Below are 22,102 nucleotides of genomic sequence, written 5' to 3' on the forward strand. Positions count from 1 at the left end.
CGGGCGGGTCACCCTGGGGGGCGGGGCGGGGGGGGGGGGGGGTGGGGGGGGGGGGGGGGGGGGTGGACGAAAAAAACCCCCCCTACCCCCCCCCCCCCCTCGTCGTTGCCCGGTCCCCGTGAAGGTCGGGCTCAGTCCTCGGCGTAGCCCAGGTCGTCGGTCTCCTCGCCCTCCGCGGCGAGCGCGTCCTTGACCAGCTCGAAGGCCAGGCCGGGCCCGTAGCCCTTGCGCGCGAGCGAGCCGACGGCGCGGCGCACCCGCACCTGCCGGTCGAGGCCGCGCGTGCGGGTGACGAGCTTGCCGGCCAGCCGAGCACCCGCCGCCCGCTCGTCGTCGGGGTCGAGCTGGTCGAGGGCCTCGACGGCCGTGTCCTCGTCGATGCCGCGCCGGCGCAGCTCCGCGGCGATGCCACGCCTGGCCAGGCCCCGCTCGGCGTGCCGGGTGCGGACGATGGTCTCGGCGTAGGTCGCGTCGTCCACCAGGCCCACCTCGCCGAACCGGTCGAGCACCTGCACGACGACGTCCTCCGGGTACCCCTTGCGGGCCAGGGACTGCTCGAGCTCACGGCGGGACTTCTGCGCCGCCGTCAGGATCCGGAGGACTACCTCACGAGCCTTCTCAACGGCGTCGTCCCGGGTGATCTCGCCGCCCTCCAGGCGCTCCGCGACGGTCTTGCGGGGTGCCCGCTCGCCGCCGCGACCGCCGTTGCGGCGCCCGCGTCCGCCCGTGGGACGGCCCTCCTCGTCACCCTCCGAAAAGGCCGGATGGCCCCGACGCTTCCCCACGCCGGGACCATCCGCTGGATCACCGTACTGCACGTCAGAACGGAGCCTTCTCGGCGGCCGCCTCCGCCTTGGCCGCGGTCTTCGCCGCCGCGGGCTTGGTGGCGGTCTTCGCGCGCGTCGCGGTCGTCTTCGTGGCCTTGGCCGTGGTGGTCGTCCGCGAGGACGAGCTGGCCGCCGCGACGGTGCCCGTGGGCGGCGTCGTCTCGGTCGCCGACGGTGCAGGAGCACCCGCGGCCGGGTCCGCCGGGGCGTCGACCTTCGGTCCGACGCCCAGCTTCTCCTTGACCCGCTTCTCGATGTCGTTGGCGAGGTCGGGGTTGTCGCGCAGGAAGGACCGCGCGTTCTCCTTGCCCTGGCCGAGCTGGTCGCCCTCGTAGGTGAACCACGAGCCGGACTTGCGCACGAAGCCGTGCTCCACGCCCATGTCGATGAGCCCACCCTCGCGGGAGATGCCGTGGCCGTACAGGATGTCGAACTCCGCCTGCTTGAAGGGCGGCGCCATCTTGTTCTTGACGACCTTCACGCGGGTGCGGTTACCGACCGCATCCGTACCCTCCTTGAGGGTCTCGATGCGGCGGATGTCGAGACGGACCGACGCGTAGAACTTCAGCGCCTTTCCACCGGTGGTGGTCTCGGGCGAGCCGAAGAACACACCGATCTTCTCGCGCAGCTGGTTGATGAAGATCGCGGTGGTGCCGGACGCGCTGAGCGCACCGGTGATCTTGCGCAGGGCCTGCGACATGAGGCGGGCCTGGAGACCCACGTGGCTGTCGCCCATCTCGCCCTCGATCTCGGCCTTCGGCGTCAGGGCCGCGACGGAGTCGATGACGATGATGTCGAGGGCGCCGGAGCGGATCAGCATGTCCGTGATCTCCAGGGCCTGCTCACCGGTGTCCGGCTGCGAGACCAGGAGGGCGTCGGTGTCGACACCGAGCTTCTTGGCGTACTCCGGGTCCAGCGCGTGCTCGGCGTCGATGAACGCCGCGATGCCGCCGAGTCGCTGGGCGTTGGCCACGGCGTGCAGCGCGATGGTCGTCTTGCCCGAGGACTCGGGGCCGTACACCTCGACGATGCGGCCGCGCGGGAGGCCGCCGATGCCGAGGGCCACGTCGAGGGCGATCGAACCGGTGGGAACCACCTCGATGGGCGCGCGGGTCTCGTCGCCGAGGCGCATGACCGAGCCCTTGCCGAAACTACGGTCGATCTGCGCGAGGGCGGCCTCGAGGGCCTTGTCGCGGTCTGCTGGTGCGGGCATGTGCAACACCTTTGGTCTCTGGGCGCTCTGTGCGCCGACATGGATGGCCTCTGTACGTCGTTGCCGACCGTACGCGGAGCCACTGACACGGACGCCTGCTCCGGCCGCCGCCTGTGGACGACGTTCCGAAATCCGTGCCTGTGGTCAAAGTCTAGCCGAACGCGTGTTCGAGGCAAGACACGACACACCGGTGTGTCGCAGGACATCTCGCAGGGGCGGACCCTGCGGTCGGGAACGTCGGTCGACGCCGCTCGGGGACGCCCTCAGCGACGCGGCGGCGGGGCCTGCCGGTACTTGTCGGTGCCCCACCGGTCGGCGTCGGGCACGTCCAGGGCGTCGCACAGCGCGTGCCACACGTCGCGCGGCTCTGCCCCGTCCTCCAGGGCGACCAGCGGGGTGCGCCCGTCGAGCGCCGGGAGCACCTGCTCGCGTGCCAGCGCACGCCCGTAGGCGGGGCCGAACACCTCGTCGACCAGCTGCCAGAAGTCCCGTTCACGCACCCGACAACCCTACGACGCCCCGGCACCTCCCCCGGCCCGTGTCAGTGGTCGGGGACAGAATGGGGACCATGCCCACGCCCGACGACCCGCTCTCCCGGTTCGGACCGGCCACCCGCACGTGGTTCACCGGTGCCTTCGCCCAGCCCACCGCCGCCCAGGCCGGCGCGTGGGACGCCGTGGCGCGCGACCAGCACGCGCTCGTGGTGGCACCGACCGGGTCGGGCAAGACCCTTGCGGCGTTCCTCTGGTCGATCGACCGGATCATGTCCGAGCCCGTCCCCCAGGAGCGGGCGCGGCGGTGCCGCGTGCTGTACGTGTCGCCCCTGAAGGCCCTGGCCGCGGACGTGCAGCGCAACCTGCGCTCCCCGCTGACGGGCATCCGGCAGGCCGCGGCGCGCGACGGCATCGAGGTGCCCGACGTCACCGTCGGCATGCGCACCGGTGACACGCCCCCGAACGAACGGCGCTCGTTCGCCACGCGCCCGCCGGACATCCTGGTCACCACGCCGGAGTCCCTCTTCCTCATCCTCACCTCGTCGGCCCGCGCCGGGCTCGCGGGCGTCGAGACCGTGGTGCTCGACGAGATCCACGCCGTGGCGGGCACCAAGCGCGGCGCCCACCTCGCCCTGAGCCTGGAGCGCCTCGACGCGCTGCTCGACCGGCCCGCCCAGCGGATCGGCCTGTCCGCCACGGTGCGGCCGGTCGAGGCCGTCTCCCGGTTCCTCGGCGGCGGCCGCTCCGACGAGTCGGCGCGCGAGGTCGTCGTCGTGCAGCCGCCGTCGCACAAGGAGTGGGCCATCGACGTCGTCGTGCCGGTCCCGGACCTCGCGGACCTGGGCAGCGCGCCCAGCCTCGGCGTGCCGGACCCGGGCCGCGCCGACGGGGCCGGGCCGGGCTCGGGCGACGACGAGATCGACCTCTCGGGCGAGGCGACCCAGCCGCTGCGCAAGGCCTCGGTCTGGCCGCACGTGGAGGAGCGCGTGGTCGACCTCGTGGCCGACCACACCTCCACCATCGTCTTCACCAACAACCGGCGGGGCGCCGAGCGGCTGACCGCGCGCATGAACGAGGTGTGGGCCCAGCGCCAGGGGCTCGACGTCGCCGACCCGGCCAGCACCTGGGCCGCGCTCGTACCGGGCCAGTCGGGCACGGCCGCTGGGATCCCCCGGCCGGTACCCGGGGAACGCGGTATGCCCGAGGCCGTCCCCGGACAGCCGCCGGGCCCGGACGGGGCCACCCGGCCCGAGACCGTGCTCGCGCGCGCCCACCACGGGTCGATGAGCCGCGCGGAGCGCACCCGCACCGAGACGGAGCTCAAGGAGGGCCGGCTGCCCGCGGTGGTCGCGACGTCGTCCCTGGAGCTCGGCATCGACATGGGAGCCGTGGACCTCGTGGTGCAGGTGGGCGCGCCGCCGTCGGTCGCGAGCGGGCTGCAGCGCATCGGCCGCGCGGGCCACCAGGTAGGCGCGGTCTCCAAGGGCGTGGTGTTCCCGATGTTCCGGGGCGACCTCGTGCCGGCGACCGTCATCGCGCAGCGCATGCGCACGGGCGCCATCGAGCACATGCACGTGCCGGCCAACCCGCTCGACGTCCTGGCGCAGCAGGTGGTCGCGGCGCTGGCCGTGGATGACTGGGACGAGGCCGAGCTGCTCGCCCTCGTCCGCCGGGCCGCGCCGTTCGCGCACCTCGGCGACGCCACCTGGCGCGCCGTGCTCGACATGCTCGCCGGGCGCTACCCCAGCGAGGACTTCGCCGAGCTGCGGGCCCGCATCACCTGGGACCGCGCCACGGGTCTGCTGCGCGGCCGCCCCGGCGCGCTGCGCCTGGCCGCCACGAGCGGCGGCACCATCCCCGACAAGGGCGCGTACGGCGTCTTCCTCGCCACCGACGCGGCGGACGGCGGCGTGCTCGCCGACGGCACGAACGGCAGCGCGAGCACCAGGTCCCGCGGGGGCCGGCGCGTGGGCGAGCTCGACGAGGAGATGGTCTACGAGTCCCGCGTGGGCGACACGTTCACGCTGGGGTCGAGCACCTGGCGCATCGAGGAGATCACCACCGACCGGGTGCTGGTCACCCCGGCGCCCGGCCTGCCCGGTCGCCTCCCCTTCTGGAAGGGCGACGCCCCTGGCCGTCCGGCCGAGCTCGGGCGCGCGGTGGGCGCCTTCGTCCGCGAGGCCGACGCCGCCCTCGCCGCCGACGTCGCCGCCGGGCGCAAGCACCTGCGCGATGCGGGGCTCGACGACTGGGCCGCGGACAACCTCGCCGCCTACCTCACCGAGCAGCGGCTCGGCACGGGCCGCGTGCCCGACGACCGGACGGTCGTGGTCGAGCGGTTCCGCGACGAGCTGGGCGACTGGCGCGTGGTGATCCACTCGCCGCTCGGAGCGCGCGTGCACGCGCCGTGGGCCCTCGTGATCAGCGCCCGCCTGCGGGCCCGGTTCGGCCTGGACGTTGCCGCCATGCACTCGGACGACGGCATCGTGCTGCGGCTGCCCGACTCGGGCGGCGGCTGGGACGGCGACCCGTGGGGCGTGGACGGGGCCGGCACCGAGGAGGTCGACGGGCTCGGTGCCGGGACGAGCGACGGGACCGGCTACGCGGCCCTCGACGGCGAGGCGCACCCCCAGCACGTCCCGGGCCGGGTCACGCTGGAGGACCTGCTGCTGGACCCGGACGAGGTGCTGGGCGCCGTCCGCGACGAGCTGGGCTCCTCGGTGATGTTCGCCGCGCGGTTCCGCGAGGCGGCCGCGCGCGCCCTCCTGCTGCCGCGACGCCGGCCGGACAAGCGGCAGCCCCTGTGGCAGCAGCGCCAGCGGTCGGCCCAGCTCCTGGAGGTGGCCAGCCAGTTCCCGGACTTCCCGATCGTGCTGGAGGCCGCCCGCGAGTGCCTCCAGGACGACTTCGACGTGGCGGCCCTGGCCGACCTCATGCGCGAGATCGGCCAGGGCGGCGTCCGGGTCGTCGAGGTGACCACCCCCACGCCGTCGCCGTTCGCCCAGTCGCTCCTGTTCGGCTACACCGCCCAGTTCCTGTACGACGGCGACGTGCCGCTGGCCGAGCGCCGCGCGGCGGCCCTGTCGCTGGACCCGGAGCTGCTCGCCGAGCTCCTCGGGGAGCAGGGCTCGGCCGACCTGGCCGACCTGCTCGACCCGGGGGCCGTCGAACGCACCGAGGCCGAGCTCGCCGGGCTCGCCCCCGACCGGCAGGCCCGCGACGCCGAGGGACTGTGGGACCTGCTGCGCCGCACGGGACCGCACCCGCTGGAGGCCCTGGAGGCACGCACCCGCGAGGAGGCCCGCCACGCCGTGGGCCACTGGCTCGAGGAGCTGGAGGCCACACGCCGCGTGATCCGGGTCCGGTTCGCCGGCCTGGAGCAGTGGGCGGTCGCGGAGGACGCGGGCCGCCTCCGCGACGCGCTCGGCGTGGCGCTCCCGGTGGGCATCCCCGAGACGTTCACCGAGCTGGTCCCCGACCCGCTCGGCGACCTGCTGCGCCGCCACGCGCGCACGCACGGGCCGTTCGGCGCGCAGGCCCCGGCCCAGCGGTTCGGGCTGGGCGTCGCGGTCGTCGCCCAGGGCCTGGCCCGGCTGGAGGCCGACGGCACGCTCGCCCGCGGGCGGCTGCGGCCCGGCGCGCTCGGCGGCACGGGCGACGAGTGGTGCGACCCCGGTGTGCTGCGCCTGCTGCGCCGGCGCTCCCTGGCGGTCCTGCGGGCCGAGGTGGAGCCCGTGGAACAGGAGGCCCTGGGCGCGTTCCTGCCCCGCTGGCAGAACGTGTCCACGGGGCTGCTGCGCGGTGCGGACGGGCTGGTGCAGGCGATCGAGCAGCTCGCGGGTGCGGCGGTCCCGGCGTCGGCCCTGGAGACGCTGGTGCTGCCCGCCCGGGTGACCGACTACTCCCCCGCCCTGCTCGACGAGCTGACGGTGGCGGGCGAGGTGCTGTGGGCCGGGCACTCCCGCCTGCCCGGGTCGGGCGGCGGCGACGGGCTGGTCTCCCTCCACCTGGCGGACGGCGCCCCGCTCACCCTGCCCCCGCTCGAACCGGTCGAGGAGGAGAGCCCGATCGACTCCGACCTGCACCGCGCGGTGCTGGACCTGCTGACGGGGTCGGGCGGGTTCTTCCTGCCCCGGGTCGCCGAGCTCACCTCCGCCGAGCCGGACGCCGTGCTGGAGGTGCTCTGGGACCTCGTCTGGGCCGGCCAGGTCACCAACGACGGGCTGGGCGCGCTGCGCGAGCGGGTCAGCGGCGGCGGCGCCCACCGCGCACCCCGCACCGCCGCCCGGGCCCGGCCGGTGCGCCGGTCCCGGTTCGCCGTGTCCCCCGGACGTCCCGCCTCGGCCCTCCGGTCCGGCGCCTCGACCGTGGGCGGGAGCGGCCGCTGGGCCGCCCTGCCGCAACGCGAGGCCGACCCCACGCTGCACGCCCACGCCCTGACCCAGGTGCTGCTCGAACGGCACGGGGTGCTGACCCGGTCCGCCGCGGCCGCCGAGGGCGTCGGGGCGGGCTACCGCGACGTGTACCGCGTGCTGTCCGGCCTGGAGGAGCGCGGAGCGGTGCGCCGCGGGTACTTCGTGGAGCACCTCGGCGGGTCGCAGTTCGCCCTGCCCGGCGCCGTCGACCGCCTACGGGTGGACGCGGCAGACCGGGCGCGGGTCGTCGAGGCGGAGCTGGAGGTCGCGGAGCGGACGGCGGCCGTCGCGGCCCCCACCGGCGCCGCCGGCACGAGCGGCGTCGTCGTGCTGGCCGCGATGGACCCCGGCAACCCCTACGGCGCGGCGCTCGCCTGGCCGGCAGGCCCGGCGACGGACGCCGGGGCGGCGGTACCCGGGCCGACGGCGACGGAACCGACCGCCACGGAGCCCGGACCGGCCTCCGACGGCGCGCCCGGCAGCAGGTCCGCCCACCGGCCCGGCCGCAAGGCCGGTGCCGTCGTGGTGCTCACCCACGGCGACCTGGCCCTGTTCGTGGAGCGCGGCGGGCGCACGGTGCTGTCGTTCACCGACAACCCCGCCCGGCTCGCGACGGCGGCCGCCGCGCTGGCCAGGACGGTCCGGGAGGGCCGCCTCGGGCGGCTGGTGGTCCAGCGCGTCGACGGCGTGCCCGCCCTGGAGGCCGCGCGGCACCATCCGACGGCGCGCGCGCTGGTCGAGGCGGGCTTCGCGATCACTCCACGCGGTCTGCGGATCTCGGTCCGCTGAACGCCAGGGCGGGGCTCGCGCCGTCGAGCGACCCGACGCCGTCGAGCGGGCCGACCGCGTCGAGCGGCCCGATCTCGTCGTGGGCCCCGTCCGGGCCCTCGCGGTCGATGGTCGCCCCGAGCAGGAACAGGTAGGCGATCATGATGACGAACCCCACCCGCTCGATGAGGCCGAACGCCGCGATGCCCGAGTCCGCGAGGTAGACCAGCGACAGGTGGATCACCAGGAACAGCCCGACCGCCACGCCGAGCGCGCCGGCCGCCGACCGCAGGGCCCGTGGGAAGGCCGAGCGCGGCCGCGCGATCGACCGTTCCAGGCTCAGCCCGACCACGGGGAGCACGCAGAAGGCCGTGGCGGCGCTGACCCGGTGGATGACAGCGGACAGCGAGGCGTCCGTCCCGGGCGGGTCCGTGGGGAACGCCCCGACCAGGACCATCGCGATGGCGTAGACGATCATCGTGCCCGCGGGCACCAGGCCGACGGCGAGGCCGGTGCGGTACATCCGGACGGTGAGGATGAGGCCGAGGACGGCCAGGACCACCCCGCCGGCGAGGATCATCTCGCCGCCGCCGGGCACGAAGGCGTACCAGCTGATCGGGTCGAGCACCGGGTCGACCACGGACGCGCCGAGCACGTGCGCGGTGATCATCGGCAGCAGAGCGGTCGCACCGAACCAGCTCACGGTCCGGGTGTTGCGGGGGTCTGGGGAGGCCATCGACTGGTCCGGGCGTTCGCCCAGGTCAGCGGTTACAACGGTCATGGGACAAGAGTTGCCGAGCGCGCGCCGGAAAGCCATCGGGTTTACCCCCGGTCACGCCCTGACCTGCACTGGGGGCCATCCCTGACCGGCCACCGGGGGCCCGGTGGCGCGGTTGCGGCCCCGACTCAGATCACATGGGTGATATGCCGGTTGTGCCGCCTTCCTCGGCCGACCGCGCACTACGCTGAAGCCCCACGACGAGGGGAGCGTCCGTGCCCGAGGGGGATGTCCTGCGCCTCACCGCCGAGCGACTCACCGCAGCGCTGAGAGGCCTGCCGCTCGTCCGCGCGGAGCTGCGCTGGCCCAGCGCGGGCGCCGCCAACCTGACCGGAGCCACCGCGCTGGAGACCAGCGCGTACGGCAAGCACCTGCTCACCCGGCTCGACGACGGCCGCACCCTGCACACGCACCTGCGCATGGAGGGGCTCTGGAAGGTGCACCGGACCGGCTCCCGTGACGCGTCGGCCCGCAACCCCGCCATCCGCGCCGTGCTCGCCACGGACGCCTGGACCGCCACCGGTTGGCACCTCGGCATGCTCGACCTGCTGCGCACGCACGACGAGAGCCGCATCCTCAACGGCCTGGGCCCGGACGTGCTCGGCGCCGACTTCCCCACCACCGGCCTGGCGGACGGCGTGGCGCGGCTCGTCCGCGAGCCCGAGCGGCCGCTGTGCGCCGCCCTGCTGGACCAGCGCACCGTCGCGGGCATCGGCACCATCTGGATGGCCGAGTCGCTCTTCGCGCGGCGCCTGTGGCCGTGGCGACCCGCCGGCACCCTGCCCGAGGGCGAGCGCGCGGTGCTGCTGCGCACGGCGCGCCGGCTCATGGAGCGCAGCGTCACCGTCGGGCGGGCGCGCGGCCTGGGCTCCGTCGAGATGCACGTGCACGGGCGCGCGGGCCGGCCGTGCCACCGGTGCGGCACCCCGGTCGCCGTCGGCACGGCGAACGAGAAGCCCTACGAGCGCCCGGTCTTCTGGTGCCCCACGTGCCAGGCAGGCCCGGCCTAGGACGCCGGCTGCCCGGCCCGGGGCGCGAACGCACGGAGCGGTGCGAACACACCGGAGCTGGGCACCACCTCGGTGGTGCCCCGCTCCGGTTCTGCCCTGCTGCGGCTCTCGCCCAGCCGGCCTGTCAGCCGACCGGTGCCAGGTCGGACGGGTCGACCTCCCGCCGCGCTGCGGTCCGGTCGCCTCCCCTGGCCAGCAGCCCGGCGACGAAGTCCGCCGGGATCGTGTCGGGAATCTGGAATCCTTCGGCCACCGCGACGCGGTCGCTCACCTCACGCAGCACCAAGGACAGCGGCACGTCGAGCGCCTCGCAGATGGAACCGAGAAGCTCGGACGACGCCTCCTTCTGCCCGCGCTCCACCTCACTGAGGTAACCCAGCGACACTCGCGCCGCCGACGACACCTCACGGAGGGTGCGCCCCTGACGCTGCCGCGTGTCTCGCAGCACGTCTCCGATTTCTCGCCGTAGTACGACCATCTCGCGCCCCCTTTCAGTGCCTGTCCCTGACCTCACGCCCTGCCCTGCCTGGACCGGACGTGCCTTGCGTGTGGTACGGCCTCCTTGTGCGGAGGTCGTTCTACCGTACCCCGCGCCCGAAGAGTTCTTCCGCCGGCCCCGAGTGGTCGGCCTGTTCGTGATCACACCGGGACCAACGCTGTTGGTATGAGCCTTGTTCCCGAAGTGTTCCCGCGTCAAGCCCTGTGCAAGATTAAGCCAAGAAGTTTCACTTGTCTGTAACTTCAGGGAACTGATCTGGGTGCGAGTCGGTTTTTTCACCCTGCGCCTCGCTGACGAGCAGTGACGCGAGCTCGATGACCCCGCGCGCCGCGTCGCCGATGATCTGCGGGCGGTCGCCCGCCAGCTCCAGCCGGTGCACCTCGGACGCGACCGGAGTGCTTACTGCGACGAAGACCACACCCGGCGGCTGGCCGTCCTGGGGGTCCGGGCCCGCGACGCCGGTCGTGGCGAGGCCCACGTCGGCCCCCGTCGCCCGGCGCACGCCGTCCGCCATCTGGGCGGCCACGGCCTCGTCCACGGCCCCGCGCTCGGCGAGCAGGTCCGCGTCCACGCCGAGCAGGCCGGCCTTCAGGTCGGTGGCGTAGGCGACGACGCCGCCGCGCAGCACCTTGGACGCGCCCGGCACCGACACGAGCGTGGCCGTGACCAGACCGCCCGTCAGCGACTCGGCGACGCCGATGGTCCAGCCGCGGGCGGCAGCAGCCTCCAGCAGGCGCGGCGCCGTCATGCCTGCGGCGTCCGAGCCCGGGCGTCGCGCCGGATCTTCCAGCCCTGGTACACGTACTCCACACCGGTCACGACCGTCACGACGAACGCCGCCATGAGCACGACCCAGGCGATCACCGTGAGCCAGTCGAAGCCCTCGCGCGGGAGCAGGAACAGCGAGATGGCCACGGTCTGCAGCACGGTCTTCAGCTTGCCGCCCCGCGACGCGGGCATGACCTCGTACTTGACCATGCCCAGGCGCATGAACGTGATGCCGAGCTCGCGCACCAGGATCACCACGGGGATCCACCAGGGCAGCTCGCCGAGCGGGATCCACAGCAGGATCAGCGCGGCGCCGACGAGCAGCTTGTCGGCGATCGGGTCGAGCAGCTTGCCCAGGTCGGTGATGAGGCCGCGCGACCGCGCGAGGTAGCCGTCGACCTTGTCCGACACCGCCGCGACCACGAAGATCGCCGTGGCCACGAGCCGCCACGTCGTGTCGTCCCCGCCTTCGACGAGAAGTGCCCAGGCGAAGAACGGGACCATGGCGATGCGAATCATCGTGACGATGTTCGCAATGTTCCAGGGCGACGGAGCGTCGTTGACCATTGCTCAAGCCTAGCCGCGGTTCACCCGCGCCCCGGACCGAGCACCGTCCGCGCCCGGTCGCTCGCTCCCCCGACCTGCCATAACATCCGGGGGTGGTCAACGTCCGCCCGCTGCGGTTCCTCGCGTCCGCCGCGGTGACCTGCGCCCTAGCGGCCACGCCGGCGGCCTGCACGCCCGCTCCGGGCGCACCGGGGCCCACCGGCTCCGGGGGCGCCTCCACGACGTCCGCCCCGGCGACGCCCCCGACGTCCGCCACCCCCTCCCCTGAGCCCATGCCCACCCCCACGCCGCAGGACGTCGAGCTCACGCTGCTCGCCGCGGGCGACGTCCTGACCCACGAACCGGTCAACGACTCGGCGACCGGGCCGGACGGGTTCGACTACTCGCCGCTTCTGGCGGGCATCGACCCCTGGGTCGCCCGGGCGGACCTGGCCCTGTGTCACCTGGAGGTGCCGGTCGCGCCGAAGGGCACGCAGCCGGCGGGCTACCCCGTGTTCCGCGCGCCCAAGGAGATCGTCCGCGACCTGGGCGAGCAGGGCTGGGACGGCTGCTCGACGGCGTCCAACCACGCGGCCGACTCCGGCTACGACGGCATCGCCGCGACGCTCGGGGCGCTCGACCGGGCCGGGATGGGCCACGCCGGGACCGCGCGCAACAAGCGCGAGTCGAGCAGCCCCCAGCTCTACGAGCTGCGGCGGGAGGGCCGGACCGTCACGATCGCCCACCTGTCGGCCGCCTACGGGCTGAACGGACTGGAGCCGCCGCACGGCTCCTGGTCGGTGGACCTCATCGACTCCGGGCGGATCGTCGAGCAGGCCAGGGCCGCGCGGGCGGCCGGCGCGGACCTGGTGGTGGTCAGCCTGCACGACGGCACCGAGTACGTCACCCAGCCCACCGACCACCAGAAGGAGACCGCCAAGGCCCTCGCGAAGTCCCGCCAGGTGGATCTCGTGATCGGGCACCACGCGCACGTGCCGCAACCTCTGGAGCACCTGCGCGGCGGCCCGGGCGGGGACGGCATGTGGGTGGCCTACGGCCTCGGCAACCTGCTGTCCAACCAGGGGACCCAGTGCTGCGTGGCGGCGTCCGCCGTCGGGCTGCTGCTGGTCGCGGACGTCGTGCAGCACCCCGGCGGGCCCGCCCGGGTCACGGACGCGCGCTGGGCGGCGACCACCGTGGACCGCGCCGCCGGGCACCGGCTGCACTGGACCCGCGACGCCCTGGCCCACCCGGACCGCGGGCAGCTCGGCAAGGGCGAGCTCACCGACCGCCTCCGGATCGCCCAGGAGTCGGCGGGCGACGCGGCGGACGAGCAGCGCCGCCCGCCCAAGGGTCCCGCCGGCGAGCCGCCCGTGGTGGTCAGACGCACGAGCTGACCGGACGTGTCATGCGCTCAGCTCCCCCGCGGGACCTGAGCGCCTGACACGTCAGCGCACCGCTTCGGCGTCGTCGTGGTAGTCGCGGGCGACCGGCGGCATGTGCCCGTCCGTGCCGTCGGCGTACTGGTCGGCCGAGCCGTAGGACCCGCCGTCGTCCGGCTCGGCGTCGGGCGACGCCTGGTCGAAGACCTGGGCCGGCTGCTCGCCGCGGATCAGCGCGAGCGCGGAGGGCAGGTCGTCGGCGGCCACGAGCACGTCGCGCGCCTTGGACCCCTCCGAGGGCCCGACGATCTCCCGCGACTCCAGCAGGTCCATGAGACGGCCCGCCTTGGCGAAGCCCACGCGGAGCTTGCGCTGCAGCATGGACGTCGACCCGAACTGGGTGGTGACCACGAGCTCGGTGGCCTGCAGCAGCAGGTCGAGGTCGTCGCCGATGTCCTCGTCGACCTGCTTCTTGGCCGCGGCGGGCGCCGCGACGTCCTCGCGGTAGACGGGCTTGAGCTGGCTCTTGACGTGCTCGACCACCTGGTGCACCTCGGACTCGGTGACCCAGGCGCCCTGGACGCGCATCGGCTTGGCCGCGCCCATGGGCAGGAACAGGGCGTCGCCCTGGCCGATGAGCTTCTCGGCGCCGGGCTGGTCCAGGACCACGCGCGAGTCGGCGAGCGACGACGTCGCGAAGGCGAGCCGCGAGGGCACGTTCGCCTTGATCAGGCCGGTCACGACGTCGACGGACGGGCGCTGCGTGGCCAGCACGAGGTGGATGCCCGCGGCGCGGGCGAGCTGCGTGATGCGCTGGATCGAGGCCTCGACGTCGCGCGGGGCGACCATCATGAGGTCCGCGAGCTCGTCGACCACCACGAGCAGGTACGGGTACGGCGCGATCTTGCGCTCCGAGCCCGGCAGGGGCTTGACCTTGCCGGCGCGGACGGCGACGTTGAAGTCGTCCACGTGCTTGTAGCCGAAGGTCGCCAGGTCGTCGTACCGGGCGTCCATCTCGCGCACCACCCAGTCGAGGGCCTCGGCGGCCTTCTTGGGGCTGGTGATGATCGGGGTGATCAGGTGCGGGATGCCCTCGTAGATCGTGAGCTCGACGCGCTTGGGGTCCACGAGGATGAGGCGCACCTGCTCGGGCGTCGATCGCATGAGGATCGAGGTGATCATCGAGTTGATGAAGCTCGACTTGCCGGCGCCGGTGGCGCCCGCCACCAGGATGTGCGGCATCTTGGCGAGGTTCGCCACGACGTAGCCGCCCTCGACGTCCTTGCCCACGCCCATGACCATCGGGTGCTCGGTGCGCCGCGCGGCGCCGGAGCGCAGCACGTCGCCCAGCACGACGGTCTCGCGGTCGGAGTTCGGGATCTCGATGCCGATCGCGGACTTGCCCGGGATGGGCGACAGGATGCGCACGTCCGCGCTCGCCACCGCGTACGCGATGTTGTTGGACAGCGACGTGATGCGCTCGACCTTGGTCTTGGCGCCCACCTCGACCTCGTACCGCGTGACGGTGGGGCCCCGGCTGAAGCCGGTGACCTTCGCGTCGACGCCGAACTGCTCGAACACGCCGGTCAGCGACTCGACCACGCGGTCGTTCGCGGCCGACCGCGCCTTGTGCGGCGGACCCTGCACGAGGACGTCCTCGTCCGGCAGCAGGTAGACCGTGTCGCCCTCCAGCATGGGCTGCACGCCCCGCGGCATGGGCTCGCCCGCCTGGGGCGGCCTGGGCCCGTCCTTCTTCGCCGACGACGTGGGCTCGCCGTCCGGCCCGAGCACGCCGGGGCCGATGGCGGGGGCGCCGGTGACCTTGCCGGCGGACTGGCTGGTGGGGATGCGCTGGGTCGTGGCCTTCCCCGTCTTGCCGGCGCGCTGCTCGACCTCGGCGGCCTTCTCGAAGGCCTCGTCGCCGGTGAACCCGGCGAGGCGCTCCTTCTCGGCGGCGATCTCCTGCTTGGTGCGCCGCTTGCGGCGCCTGGGCTCCGGCGTGCCGTCGTGGGCGGAGACGCCGTCCGCCAGGGCGAGCCCGTCCTCGCCGACCTCGTCCGCCTCGCGGTGGTTGCCCGTGAGCCGGTCGTAGAGGCCGCGCAGGCGGGCGGGGATCCGGTGCACCGGCGTGGCCGTGACGATGAGGATGCCGAAGAACCCGGCCAGCACGTAGAGCGGGATGGCGAACCACTGCGTGAGCCCCGTGACCACCGGCGTGGCGAAGAGGAAGCCGATCACGCCGCCGGCGTCCTGCACCGGGGTGAAGCCGTCCACGGGCGAGGGCAGGCCGGCGCCGATGTGCACCAGCGAGCACGTGGCGACCACCAGGAAGCTGAGCCCGATCGCCACCCGGCCGTTCTGCTGGGTGCGCTCCGGATGGCGCATGACACGGAAGGCGAGCCACATGAGCAGCACGGGGAGGGCCACGCCCGCGACGCCGAGCGTGCCCGCGACCACCGCGTGCACGCCGTCGCCGAAGGGGCCGTCGATCCCCCACCACTCACGCGCCGCGACGATGACCGCCACGGCGAGAAGTGCGAAGCCGACGCCGTCGCGCCGGTGGTCCGGTTCCAGTTCCTGCCCTCCCTGCCCTTCCGCGTTCTGCGCGCCCGCGCCCGTCCCGGTGCCCGAACCGTCAGGCGCGGTCCTCGGCCCGGCGGCGCGGGTGGCACCACCGACCGCGTGCGCCATGCCCATCCAGAGGCCCCGGACCGCCCGGACCGGCCACGGCGGGCGGGACGGTGCGGGCGCAGCCTTGGCCGCCGGGCGGGTAGCCCCCCGGCGCTGTGTCGATCGCTTCGACGCTGCGGCCCGGGGCTTGGCGCTCTTCGCGCCCTGCCCGGAGCTCTTCCCGGAACCTCGCCGGGCCGACGTGCGGGTCGCCATGATGTCGCCACCGTAACCGGCGGCGACGGCCCGGCCCAGGAACCCTCGCGGTGTGTCCCGGACCGGGCCGTCGTCCGGTTTGCCCGACCCGCTCAGGCCAGGAGCAGGCCGATCGCGAGCATCACGACGCCCGCGCCGAGGGCCACCGCGCCCACCGGCAGCAGCACGACGGCGCGGTTGGGGCGGGTGCGCCCCTGCCCGATCGCGGAGAGGAAGAACCCCGCGGGCAGGAGGATCGCGGCGCACAGCACGCCGGTGGCGGCGAGCCAGCGGGCGAAGCCGGTCAGGTCGGTCGCCTCGGTGAGCAGCAGGCAGAGCAGGCCGAGGATCACCAGCACGCCCGCGTGCGCGTGACCGGCGCGGAAGAAGCTCTTCTGCAGGTCGGTGGTGGGCATCCGGCCGCCGAAGACCTTGAGCAGGAAGAAGCCGCCGGACTCGATCCCGACGACGGTCAGCAGCACGATGCCCGCGGTGATGCGGGCGGGGTCGGAGAGCTCGAGCACGACGTCCTCCAGGGAGCGGTCCGTTGTTCTGTAACAGTGTTATCAAACATCGTTCGCAAACCCCCGTCAAGGCTTCTAGACTCACGGCATGGCCCGACCCCGACTGCACGACGACGCCCTGCGCACCCGGCTCCTGGAGGTCACGTCCCAGGTGGTCTCGTCCGACGGCGAGGGAGCGGTCACCGTGCGCAAGGTCGCCGCCCAGGCCGGGACCAGCGCGTCGGCGGTCTACGCGCTGCTCGGCTCACGCGAGGCGTTGGTCGGGGCGGTCGCGGAGGAAGGTTTCCGGCGGTTCGCGGAGCACCTCGCCGCCGTCCGGCAGGGCGACGACCCGGCGGCGGACCTGCGCGACCTCGGCCGCGTCTACCGGAGGTTCGCCCTGGCGGACCCGCACTTCTACCGCGTCATGTTCTACCGCGGGGTGGCGCCGGCGGACCACGAGCCGGCGGCCGCCGTCGACAGCGCGACGTTCCGCGTGCTGCGCGACGCCGTCGCCCGGGTGCTGCGCGACGCGCCACCCGAGCACGTGGGGACCGCCGCCCTGGGGCTGTGGGGTCTGGTGCACGGGCTGGTGTCGCTGGAGCTCGCCGGGCTGCTGCCGGGCGACGAGACGGCGCGGGCGGCCGCGTTCGACGCGGCCGCCGGGACGGTCGGGTCCGCGCTGCTGCGGGGCTGAGCGCTCGAAGCGGCCGGGCGCTCTGCGGCCGGGCGCTCAGTCCCCCGCCACGCGCCAGGCCTCGACGTCGGCCAGGTGTGCCGCGACCCGGTCGCCGGGCAGGAACGACCCCCGGAAGGACGCCGCCGCGAGCGCCGCCCGCTGGTCGCGGGTCAGGCCGAAGGCGGCGGTGACGGCGTCGTCGACGTCGTCCACGTAGGCGCCGAAGTAGGGCGGGTCGTCGGAGTTGATGCTCACGAGCATGCCCGCGTCGATCATGGCGGGCAGCGGGTGCTCGGCCAGGGAGGGGACGGCGCGCAGGCGCACGTTGGACACCGGGCAGACGGTGAACGGGACCTGGTCGGCGGCGACGCGGGCGACGAGGGCGGGGTCCTGGACCACGGCGATGCCGTGGTCGATGCGCTCGGCGTGCAGCAGGTCGAGGGCGTCGCGGACGTTCGCGGACGGGCCCTCCTCCCCCGCGTGGGCGGTGCGGCGCAGCCCGGCCGCCTGCGCACGCGCGTAGAGGTCGGTGAACAGGGCGGGCGGGTAGCCGATCTCGGCGTTGTCCAGCCCGATGCCGACGATCGGCGCGCGCATCGCGAGGAGGCGGTCGAGGACGTCGAGCGAGTCGGCGACGGGCCGGTCGCGGTGGAACGAGGCGATGAGCAGGGTCGACATGCCGTGGTCCGCGGCGCTGGTCTCCAGCACGCCGGCGATGCCGCCGACGACGTCGTCCAGCGGGACGCCGCGCGCGAGGTGCGCCTGCGGGTCGAAGCTGAGCTCCGCGTGCCGCACGCCCGCGCGGGCCGCGCGGGTCAGGTAGGCGCGGGTGAGGTCGGCGAAGTCGGCCGCGGTGCGCAGCACGGCCATGTTCGCGGTGTAGAGCTGGAGGAACGAGCCCAGGTCGGCGAAGTCGTAGGCGGCGCGCAGGCTCTCCGGGTCCGGGTGGGGCAGGACGACGCCGTTGCGGGCCGCCAACTCGAAGGCCAGCTCCGGCTCCAGGGTGCCCTCGACGTGCACGTGCAGCTCTGCCCGCGGCGGACGGGACGACGGTGCGCTCGTGGTCATGACGGCAGGTTACGTGGCGGACTTTCGTGGGGAGTGTCAGAGGGCGCTACTAGCATCGCGCCCACCATGACGACGCAAGAGACCCCGACGGATTCACCGCACACGTTCCAGGTCGACCTTCGTGGGTTGGTGGACCTGTTGTCCCAGCACCTGTACGCCAGCCCCCGCGTCTACGTGCGCGAGCTGCTCCAGAACGGCGTCGACGCGATCACCGCGCGGCGCGCCCTCGACCCCGGCGCTCCCGGCACGGTGCGCATCCGGGCGACGGGCACCGACCTGCGGGTCACCGACTCCGGGATCGGCCTGACCGAGCCGGAGGTGCACCAGCTCCTGGCCACGATCGGGCGCAGCTCCAAGCGTGACGGCCTCCAGGAGGCCCGCAAGGAGTTCCTCGGCCAGTTCGGCATCGGACTGCTGGCCTGCTTCGTCGTGGCGGAGACCATCCGGGTGGTCAGCCGCTCGGCGCGGACCCCCGACGCCCTGCCGGTCGAGTGGGTGGCCCGCGGCGACGGCTCGTACACGGTCCGCACCCTCGACGTCGCCGAGCACCCGGAACCCGGCACGACCGTCCATCTCGCGGCCCGCCGCGGCAGCGAGCAGTGGTTCGAGGCCGACCGGGTGGCCGACCTCGCCGCCGACTTCGGCGCGCTCCTGCCGTACGACGTCCGCGTGGGCGACGAGCCGATCACCGGGCAGCGGCCGCCGTGGGAGGCCGAGCACCCCAGCCCGACGGCGCGCGCCGCCGCGCTGTCCGCCTACTGCCAGGACACGTTCGGGTTCGCGCCGCTCGACTCGGTCGAGCTCGACCTGCCGCTGGTCGGCATCCGCGGGGTCGCCTACGTGCTGCCGGGCGTCGTCAGCCCCGCGCAGCGCGGCGGGCACCGCGTGCACCTCAAGGGCATGCTGCTCACCGACCGCGCCGAGACCCTGCTGCCCGACTGGGCGTTCTTCGTGCGGTGCGTGCTCGACACCGACACCCTGCGCCCGACGGCCAGCCGTGAGCAGCTCTACGAGGACGAGACGCTGGCCGCCGTCCGCGACGCGCTGGGCGACCGGGTCCGCGGCTGGCTCGCGCAGCTCGCGACCACCTCGCCGGAGCGCCTGCGGCGCTTCCTGGCCGTGCACCACCTGGGGGTCAAGGCGCTCGCCCTGCACGACGACGACGTGCTGCGCACCATGCTCCCCTGGCTGCCGTTCGAGACGTCGGAGGGCGAGCTGACGCTCGACGACCTCGCCCGCCGGCACCGGACCGTGCACTTCACGCGCACCGTCGACGAGTTCCGGCAGGTCTCGGCCATCGCCGCGGCGCAGGGCATGGCCGTGGTCAACGGCGGGTACACCTACGACGCCGCGCTGGTCGAGGCGCTCCCGCTGGTCCGGCCCGAGATCAGCGTCGAGGAGCTCGACGCCTCGGTCGTCACCGCGCACCTCGACCACGTGGACCCGGCGGCCGAGCTCGCGCTGGCCCCGTTCCTCGCCACCGCGCGGGCGCGCCTCGACCCGCTGGACTGCGACGTCGCCGTGCGGGCGTTCCACCCGGCGTCCCTGGCCGCGATCCACCTCGACGACCGGTCCGCCCGGCACGAACGTGCACGCGCCGAGGCCGAGAGCCAGGCCGACGACCTGTGGGCCGGCATTCTCGGCTCCCTGCGGGACGAGGCGCCCCGCGCCCGGCTCGTGCTGAACCACCTCAACCCGCTGGTGCGCCGCATCGCGGGTCTGGCCGAGCCCGACCTGGCCGGCGTGGCCGTCGAGGCCCTGTACGGGCAGTCGCTGCTCCAGGCCCGTCGCCCCCTGCGCCCGGTGGACCAGGCGCTCGTGAACCGCGCGTTCGGCGAGCTGCTGGAGTGGGCCGCGCCCGTCGTGCCACCCGCCCGCCACGACCGGCCGGGCGACCGGCCCGACACCCAGGAGACCGACCGATGACCGAGATCACCGACCTCGCGATGCTCCAGGAGGCGATCTGGGAGAACAACCAGCGTCCCCACGGCACCTCGCAGGCCGCGGCGGCGGAGAACATCCTCGCCCAGGCCGAGCTCCTCGGGCCCGAGGCCGAGATCAAGGCGGTCTTCCACCTGATCAGCGCCTACGAGTTCAGCGCGGACCGGCACAAGGTGCTGGTCCCGTTCGCCCGCGCCCTGCGGCTGTGGGACCAGGACCCGAGCGTGTTCGACCACGCCGCCACCCGCGCGTTGTTCTGGGACTTCAAGTGGGTGACGACGGGCATGCTCGACCTGCCCCGGGTGCCGCTCGCCGCCATCGAGAACTGGCAGACGGAGATGGAGCGGCGCTACCGGCTGGCCGGCCACACCGACCGGGCCGTGCGGATGTCGGAGTTCTACATCGCCGACCATGTGGGCGACACCGAGCGGGCGGGGCGGGCGTTCGACGGCTGGCTCGCCGCCGAGCGCGACGAGATGGCGGACTGCCACGCCTGCGAGACCGCCCGGCAGGGCGAGTTCTACTCCGACCAGGGTGACGACGCCAAGGCGGTCCGGCACTGGGAGCCGGTCCTCGACGGCCGGCTGACCTGCGCCGAGGAGCCGCACCGGGCGCTCGCGCGGTCGCTGCTGCCCCTGGTCCGGCTCGGCCGCCTCGACGAGGCCCGGACGAACCACCTGCGCGGCTACCCCATGGTCAAGGGCTCGGAGAGCCTGATGCACTCCGTGGCCAAGCACATCGAGTTCTGCGCGCTGACCGGCAACGAGGCACGCGCGCTCGAGCTCCTCGCCGACACCCCCGGCTACTTCCAGGCCGACGGCGAGCCCGAGCCCCGCATGGGCTTCTACGCCGTGACCGCGCTGCTCATGGACCGCCTGGTCGCCCTCGGCCGCGGCGACCTGCGGGTCACCGGCCCTGCCGGCCGCGCGTGGACCGCCGCCGAGCTGGCCGGGCACGCCCGGACGGAGGCGCTCACGCTGGCGGGCCGGTTCGACGCACGCAACGGCACGACGGCCGTGAGCGAGCGGGTGCAGGCCGGGCTGGACGCCCGGCCGCTGCTGGACCGGCTGCCGCTGGGTCTGCGCGCGGTGCTGCCGACGGCCGGGGCCGGAGTGTCCCCGGCCGGCGGGACGCCGACGTCCGCCGTGGCGCAGGGCCTGGTCGGCACGCCCGCGGGCACCGCCGGCGTCGCGACGGCGGAGGCCGGCGACGTGGCGGATGCCGAGGGTGCTGACGGCGGCGACGAGATGCCCGCTGCCGTCCGCGCGGCGCTCGACCGGTACGAGAAGGCCCGGGAGAACGAGGACCTGACGGGTATGCGGGCGGGCATGTCGGAGGCGATCGACCAGGCCGGCGAGGCCCCGGCGCCCGGCTGGCGCGCGGGCGCCCACCTGCAGCTCTCCGAGGTGCTGGCCGCCGAGGAGGACCTGCCCGGCGCCGTGCACCACGCCTACGAGGCCGTGGCCTGGGCCGACCTCTCCGACCGGAACGTCGCGGTCGTGGCCAGGACCCGGCTCGGCGCCCACCTGATGGCGGGCCGCCGGTTCGACGAGGCGGCACCGGTGCTGGAACAGGCCCTGACCGACCTGGACCCCTCCCCCGAGGTGCACGGCGAGGGCACCCTCGTGCAGGTCCGCTGGTGGCTCGGCGACTGCGCCGCCGACCGCCACGAACCCGCTGAGGCCGCCAAGCACTGGCTCGCCGCCGCGCAGGTGGCACAGCACTGGCCGGAGCAGGACGACCACGCGATGCTCGCCACCCTCGCCGCCGAGGCCCTGGAGCGGGCCGGGGAGAACCTGTCGGCGGAGCTGGCGTACGAGCGGGCGGCGGACCTCTGGGTCGAGACCGGCGACGCGCTCCGTCAGGTGCGCACCACCCGCGCCTGGGCGTGGGCCGTCCGCGGCCGCGACGTCGCCGAGGCGGGCCGGATCATGACCGGCGCGACCCGGGTGTGCGAGGCCGCGCTCGCCGACTCGACCGACCCCGACGAGCTCGCCGAGCTGCGGCTCCAGCTGCCCGAGACGCTCGAACAGCACGCCCGGGTGATCGCCGACGAGGACGTGGAGACCGGCCGCTTCGGCGGGCTCTACGCCGGCGCCCTGGAGGAGGCGTACGCGCTGGCGAGCCGCGCCGAGTCCCTCCTGCGGGAGTCCGACGACGTCGCCCGCTGGTGCCGCGGCGCCCTCCTCGCCGCGGAGCTCGCGGTCGAGTCGGGCAGCACCGCGAGCGGCCTGGAGCTGGTCGCGGCCGTGGAGGCGCGGATCGAGGGCGACGAGGAGCTGCGCGGCTTCGGCGGCCACGCGGGCTGGATCCGCGACCAGGTCACCAGCTGACCGACTCGTGGCG

At 74.5% G+C, this 22,102-nt stretch carries 16 protein-coding genes; 6 read left to right on the forward strand and 10 right to left on the reverse strand.

Features of this window, described 5'->3' with window-relative positions; translation table 11 throughout:
- Positions 1-131 precede the first annotated feature (131 nt).
- From ACFV9Q_RS16140 to ACFV9Q_RS16150, 3 genes are all read right to left on the reverse strand, one after another.
- Positions 132-785: a regulatory protein RecX gene (locus tag ACFV9Q_RS16140; RefSeq protein WP_377235243.1), complete on the reverse strand. Its 654-nt coding sequence runs from the start codon at positions 783-785 to the stop codon at positions 132-134.
- Positions 786-819: 34 nt separating this feature from the next.
- On the reverse strand, positions 820-2,040 hold the full coding sequence (recA, locus tag ACFV9Q_RS16145) for a recombinase RecA (protein ID WP_377231549.1): 1,221 nt from the start codon (positions 2,038-2,040) through the stop codon (positions 820-822).
- 263 nt (positions 2,041-2,303) lie between these two features.
- Complete coding sequence (locus ACFV9Q_RS16150; protein ID WP_377231548.1) at positions 2,304-2,540, reverse strand: DUF3046 domain-containing protein; 237 nt, start codon at positions 2,538-2,540, stop codon at positions 2,304-2,306.
- 59 nt (positions 2,541-2,599) lie between these two features.
- Here ACFV9Q_RS16150 and ACFV9Q_RS16155 point away from each other — a divergent pair, with 59 nt between their 5' ends.
- Positions 2,600-7,738 (forward strand): DEAD/DEAH box helicase, encoded by a 5,139-nt coding sequence (locus ACFV9Q_RS16155; RefSeq protein ID WP_377235244.1) that lies wholly within the window; start codon positions 2,600-2,602, stop codon positions 7,736-7,738.
- Here the strand turns inward: ACFV9Q_RS16155 and ACFV9Q_RS16160 are convergent.
- Positions 7,704-8,498 (reverse strand): DUF998 domain-containing protein, encoded by a 795-nt coding sequence (locus ACFV9Q_RS16160; RefSeq protein ID WP_377235245.1) that lies wholly within the window; start codon positions 8,496-8,498, stop codon positions 7,704-7,706. The two genes, ACFV9Q_RS16155 and ACFV9Q_RS16160, sit on opposite strands and share 35 nt — an antisense overlap.
- 212 nt (positions 8,499-8,710) lie before the next feature.
- On the opposite strand from ACFV9Q_RS16160, the gene ACFV9Q_RS16165 reads away from it, so the two are divergent.
- Positions 8,711-9,505, forward strand: coding sequence for a DNA-formamidopyrimidine glycosylase family protein (locus ACFV9Q_RS16165; RefSeq protein WP_377235246.1), 795 nt, complete (start codon positions 8,711-8,713; stop codon positions 9,503-9,505).
- A 124-nt stretch (positions 9,506-9,629) separates the two neighbouring features.
- On the opposite strand, the gene ACFV9Q_RS16170 is transcribed toward ACFV9Q_RS16165, so the two are convergent.
- The 3 genes from ACFV9Q_RS16170 to pgsA form a co-directional block, all read right to left on the reverse strand.
- Positions 9,630-9,983 carry a helix-turn-helix domain-containing protein gene (locus ACFV9Q_RS16170; protein WP_182614568.1) on the reverse strand — a complete coding sequence of 118 codons (354 nt, stop codon included), beginning with the start codon at positions 9,981-9,983 and terminating at the stop codon, positions 9,630-9,632.
- 247 nt (positions 9,984-10,230) lie between these two features.
- Positions 10,231-10,752: a CinA family protein gene (locus ACFV9Q_RS16175; RefSeq protein WP_377235247.1), complete on the reverse strand. Its 522-nt coding sequence runs from the start codon at positions 10,750-10,752 to the stop codon at positions 10,231-10,233.
- The gene (pgsA, locus tag ACFV9Q_RS16180; RefSeq protein ID WP_377232463.1) at positions 10,749-11,339 is read right to left on the reverse strand and encodes a CDP-diacylglycerol--glycerol-3-phosphate 3-phosphatidyltransferase; all 591 of its coding nucleotides are present in this window, start codon (positions 11,337-11,339) and stop codon (positions 10,749-10,751) included. Before pgsA ends, ACFV9Q_RS16175 begins: the two co-directional genes overlap by 4 nt.
- 92 nt (positions 11,340-11,431) lie before the next feature.
- On the opposite strand from pgsA, the gene ACFV9Q_RS16185 reads away from it, so the two are divergent.
- Complete coding sequence (locus tag ACFV9Q_RS16185; RefSeq protein WP_377235248.1) at positions 11,432-12,715, forward strand: CapA family protein; 1,284 nt, start codon at positions 11,432-11,434, stop codon at positions 12,713-12,715.
- 51 nt (positions 12,716-12,766) lie between these two features.
- Here ACFV9Q_RS16185 and ACFV9Q_RS16190 read toward each other — a convergent pair whose 3' ends face one another.
- Positions 12,767-15,586, reverse strand: coding sequence for a DNA translocase FtsK (locus ACFV9Q_RS16190; RefSeq protein ID WP_377235249.1), 2,820 nt, complete (start codon positions 15,584-15,586; stop codon positions 12,767-12,769).
- Between the two features lie 92 nt (positions 15,587-15,678).
- Positions 15,679-16,089, reverse strand: a complete 411-nt coding sequence (locus ACFV9Q_RS16195) for a hypothetical protein (protein WP_377231171.1) — start codon at positions 16,087-16,089, stop codon at positions 15,679-15,681.
- An 88-nt stretch (positions 16,090-16,177) separates the two neighbouring features.
- On the opposite strand from ACFV9Q_RS16195, the gene ACFV9Q_RS16200 reads away from it, so the two are divergent.
- A complete protein-coding gene (locus ACFV9Q_RS16200; protein ID WP_377235250.1) occupies positions 16,178-16,765 on the forward strand; it encodes a TetR/AcrR family transcriptional regulator in 588 nt (195 codons plus the stop codon).
- A gap of 36 nt (positions 16,766-16,801) precedes the next feature.
- Here the strand turns inward: ACFV9Q_RS16200 and add are convergent, their stop codons facing one another.
- Positions 16,802-17,815, reverse strand: coding sequence for an adenosine deaminase (add, locus tag ACFV9Q_RS16205; RefSeq protein ID WP_377235251.1), 1,014 nt, complete (start codon positions 17,813-17,815; stop codon positions 16,802-16,804).
- Positions 17,816-17,881: 66 nt separating this feature from the next.
- Here add and ACFV9Q_RS16210 point away from each other — a divergent pair, with 66 nt between their 5' ends.
- Both ACFV9Q_RS16210 and ACFV9Q_RS16215 read left to right on the forward strand, forming a co-directional pair.
- Positions 17,882-19,741, forward strand: a complete 1,860-nt coding sequence (locus tag ACFV9Q_RS16210; protein WP_377235252.1) for an HSP90 family protein — start codon at positions 17,882-17,884, stop codon at positions 19,739-19,741.
- Positions 19,738-22,089 (forward strand): hypothetical protein, encoded by a 2,352-nt coding sequence (locus ACFV9Q_RS16215; RefSeq protein WP_377235253.1) that lies wholly within the window; start codon positions 19,738-19,740, stop codon positions 22,087-22,089. Before ACFV9Q_RS16210 ends, ACFV9Q_RS16215 begins: the two co-directional genes overlap by 4 nt.
- The last annotated feature ends 13 nt before the right edge of the window (positions 22,090-22,102 follow it).

It is taken from the genome of Promicromonospora sp. NPDC059942 (assembly GCF_042731755.1).
GTDB lineage: Bacteria > Actinomycetota > Actinomycetes > Actinomycetales > Cellulomonadaceae > Promicromonospora.